Genomic DNA, 3682 nt, shown 5'->3' with positions numbered 1-3682 from the left:
CCCGGCGTGCCGCCGTCGCGCGCGGCGGGCGCGAGCCCGATCCGGCGCCCGTCGTGCGCTTCTTCAACCCGGTCGGGTCGGCGACCTGGCTCGCGACCGAGATGGACGAGGACGGCATATTGTTCGGCCTTGCCGACCTTGGCTTCGGATGCCCCGAGCTCGGCAGCTTCGCGCTGGCCGAACTCGAAGCGGTCCGGCTGCCGTTCGGCCTTGGTATCGAGCGTGATCTCGGCTTCACGCCGCATCATCCGCTCTCGGTCTATGCCGCGGCGGCTCGCAGCGCGGGCTCGATCCTGCTCGGCGAGCGGCGTTTGCGCGAAGCGGCAGCGCGGATGAGCGGGCGTGGCTGCCGGATTTCCGGGTGCGGATAGGTCCGCCTGCGGCGGCCCCAAAGGGAGAGGAGGGCCGGGTTTTCGTGACGGGCTTGAAAGCCGGGAGAGTGTCTCGCGGCGGCCCGTCATGGAGAATGGCCATGGCCAGAACTGCCGCCAAAATCACCCTCAGCCCGTCGCGCGACATCCCGCTCGACCGGCTGGTCCTGTCGCAGTCCAATGTCCGGCGTGTGAAGGCCGGCGTGTCGATCGACGCGCTGGCCGACGACATCGACCGGCGCGGGCTGCTCCAGAGCCTCAACGTCCGGCCGCTGCTGGGTGCCGACGGCCAGGAAACCGGCCGGTATGAGATACCGGCCGGCGGGCGCCGCCACCGCGCGCTGGAACTGTTGGTGAAGCGCAAAAGGCTCGCGAAGGATGCGCCGATCCCCTGCGTCGTGCGCGCTGCCGACAATGATATCCTCGCCGAGGAGGACAGTCTCGCCGAAAACAGCTTTCGCGAGCAGCTTCATCCGCTCGACGAGTTTCGTGCGATGCTGGCGATGGTCGAGAAGGACACCGGCATCGAGGAAATCGCCGCGCACTTCCACACCACGCCGGCCGCGGTGCGCCAGCGGCTCAAGCTCGCGGGTGTCTCGCCGAAGCTTCACACCCTCTACGCCGACGATGCGATGACGCTCGACCAGCTGATGGCGTTCACCGTGTCGGACGACCATGCGCGCCAGGAAGAGCTGTGGGACCAGCTCGAACACAGCTTCAACAAATCGGCGGCCTATATTCGGCAGAAGCTGACCGAGAACAGCGTGCGCGCCGCCGACAAACGGACATGCTTCGTCGGTCTGGGCGCCTATGTCGAAGCCGGTGGCGGCGTCGTGCGCGACCTGTTCGAAGCCGACGGCGGCGGCTGGCTCACCGATCCGGCGCTTCTCGATCGGCTGGTCGACGAGAAGCTGAAGGCGGAAGGCGAGCGCGTCCTTGCCGAGGGCTGGAAATGGGTGACGACCTCGATCGACCTGCCGTGGGACGCCACGCGCGGCCTCCGCGAAATCGACCGCGAGGTGACCCCGATGAGCGAGGACGAGCTGGCGCGCGTCGCCACGCTCGAGGCCGAAGCCGAGGAACTCGAGGGTGAATGGGCCGATGCCCCGGAGGTTCCGGCCGAGGTCCACGCGCGTCTCGATGCAGTCGAGACCGAGCTCGGTACGCTCGCGGACCGGCCGGAGCTGTTCGACCCGGCCGAAATGGCGATCGCCGGTGCCTTCGTCTCGATCGATCGCGATGGTTCGGTGCGGGTCGAGCGTGGATTCGTGAAGCCCGAGGACGAGCCGAAGGCGGAAGCGTCCGAAGACGAAGCGCATTCGGCCGCGGACGGCGATGCCCGGTCCGCCGGCCCGGACGCGGGCGGCGAAGCCGCGGTGTCGGCGGACGCCGGGGAGGACGAGGAGGTGGAGACACTCCGGCCCCTTCCCGATCGGCTCGTGTCGGATCTGACGGCGTGGCGCACGCTCGCGCTTCAGGACGCCTTCGCGCAGGATCCGGCGACCGCCTTCGCTTCGGTTCTCCATGCCCTGGTGCTCGGCTGCTTCTATTCGAGCAGCAGGGAAAGCTGCGTTCAGGTGTCGCCGAACCGCGTCTATTTCACGAACGCGCCGACCAATCTTCGCGATTGCGGTCCGGCACAGGCGATCGATGCGCGCGCGGCCGAATGGAAAGAGCGGCTCCCGCAGTCGGACAAAGAGGTGTGGGACTATTTGCTCACGCTCGATGGCGAGGAGCAGACGAAGCTGTTCGCGCATTGCGCGTCGCTCTGCGTCAACGCGCAGGCCGAGATCGTGCCCAAATATGACAATGGCCGGATTTCGGCGCACGGCGTCGAGCGCCGGATCGCGCACAGCCATATCCTGGCGCGCGCTGTGGGGCTCGATGTTCATGGCGCGGGCTGGCGGCCGACCGCCGATGATTATTTCCGCAGCGTCACCAAGCCGCGGATCCTTGCCGATGTCGCCGAGGCGCGCGGCGAGGCCTTCGCCAGGATGATCGACCATTTGAAGAAGGCCGACATGGCGCGCGAGGCCGAGCGGCTGGTCGAGGAGACGCGCTGGCTTCCGGCGCCGATGCGCACGCCGGGGCTCGATGACGAGCCCGACGACGCGGCCGAGGCCGGTGACATCGAGCTTCCCGTCGCGGCCGAGTGATACGGCTGGCGGGGCCATGAACCCCGCCGGACCTTTCGATACGGCGCAGCGGCGTTTGGAAAGTCGCCCTTGGGCGGCTTGAAGCGACCCGAGACCGACCATCGCCCCCAGCCAGGGCGCTGATGCCGGACCCTCGCCGACCCTGCGCCATTTCCCAACAATCCAGCCCGCGCCTCCGCTCCGGGGGACGCGCGCGGCTGCGTGGAGTCATGTCCATGGCACAGTTCCAAATCTTGTGTCCGCACTCGGAAGCCGAGTGGCGGCCGATCACGATCGAATTCATTTTCGCGCCCAACGGCGACCAGCAATATCTCTGGCCCTCCTTCGAGGAAGCCGAAGCAGCGCGGAAGCAACTGCTCCTCCGCGCGCCCGATGTGCAGCTTCGTATCGCGCTTGCCGGCGCCGATATCGGCGATGTCGACTGGCCGGTCCGCGAGAAGCTGCGCTTCGCCGACGGCAGCTATGCGCCGACGCCCTGGCACGACGAGCCCTGGTACCGGGAAAAGCACGACGAGCATTTCTGCCATGTCTCGACCGAGCAGGCCGGCAAGATCGCCTTCACCGAAAATGCCGCCAAGGGCCAGATCGACCGCCAGCTCGTGATGTCACCCGGCCGCTACCTCCATCGCTTCTTCTCGGCTCATCTCGACAACAATGCGATCGAGGGCTGGTGCGCCCGGCTCTCGGTGCAGCTCGAGGAAGATGCGCTCAAGATCACCCAGGATGCCGATGAGATCGAAGATGTCTATGTCGGCGGTCCCGGTAGCTGCATGGCGCATGACGCAAGCGAGTTCGACAGCTTCTGTCACCCGACGCGCGTCTATGCCGGTCCCGATACGGCCATCGCCTATATCGGACCTCGTGACGATGCCCGGGCGCGCAGCGTGGTGTGGCCCGAGCGCAAGATCTACACCAGCCTCTATGGCGATGTGTCGCGCCTCAGGTTGCTTCTCGAAAATGCCGGCTACGCCAAGGGCGGGCTGAACGGCGCGCGCATCCGGCGGATCGTCGACGGCGACAGCTTCGTCGTTCCCTATATCGATGCGGGCGATGACCTCGCTGACGATGGCGAATATCTCATCATCGGACGCGGCAGCATCCCGTCCGAGAACACCAATGGGCTCGGAAATCGATGCTGGTACTGCCCGCGGTGCG

General features: G+C 67.1%; 3 protein-coding genes. All 3 read left to right on the top strand.

What is annotated here, in order from left to right; all coding sequences use genetic code 11:
- A partial coding sequence (locus tag VIR62_RS00395; protein WP_431867729.1) for a DUF2958 domain-containing protein occupies positions 1 to 371 on the top strand: 371 nt, incomplete at its 5' end.
- A gap of 101 nt (positions 372 to 472) precedes the next feature.
- Positions 473 to 2527 (top strand): ParB/RepB/Spo0J family partition protein, encoded by a 2055-nt coding sequence (locus VIR62_RS00390; protein ID WP_053555748.1) that lies wholly within the window; start codon positions 473 to 475, stop codon positions 2525 to 2527.
- A gap of 215 nt (positions 2528 to 2742) precedes the next feature.
- Positions 2743 to 3682: hypothetical protein (locus tag VIR62_RS00385; protein WP_431867727.1), on the top strand; the 940-nt coding region annotated here is incomplete at its 3' end.

The organism is Allosphingosinicella sp. (genome assembly GCF_036570505.1).
Classification (GTDB): domain Bacteria; phylum Pseudomonadota; class Alphaproteobacteria; order Sphingomonadales; family Sphingomonadaceae; genus Allosphingosinicella.
The sequence above is the reverse complement of the archived record's forward strand: the minus strand, read 5'-3'. Positions and strand labels throughout refer to the sequence as shown.